This window comes from Shewanella sp. M16 (assembly GCF_018224605.1).
GTDB lineage: Bacteria > Pseudomonadota > Gammaproteobacteria > Enterobacterales > Shewanellaceae > Shewanella > Shewanella oncorhynchi.
Window position 1 is genome coordinate 1 of record NZ_JAGTUL010000154.1, and the last position, 275, is coordinate 275.

The 275-nt window shown below is 54.2% G+C and carries 1 rRNA gene; it reads right to left on the reverse strand.

What is annotated here, in order from left to right:
- Window positions 1-275 (reverse strand): 16S ribosomal RNA (locus KFE26_RS24465); the annotation flags it as partial.

Consider the following 275-nt stretch of genomic DNA (forward strand, 5'->3'; position numbering starts at 1 on the left):
ATCTCGCTTAACAAACCGCCTGCGCACGCTTTACGCCCAGTAATTCCGATTAACGCTCGGACCCTCCGTATTACCGCGGCTGCTGGCACGGAGTTAGCCGGTCCTTCTTCTGTAGGTAACGTCACAGATATAGCGTATTAAACTACACCCTTTCCTCCCTACTGAAAGTGCTTTACAACCCGAAGGCCTTCTTCACACACGCGGCATGGCTGCATCAGGGTTTCCCCCATTGTGCAATATTCCCCACTGCTGCCTCCCGTAGGAGTCTGGGCCGT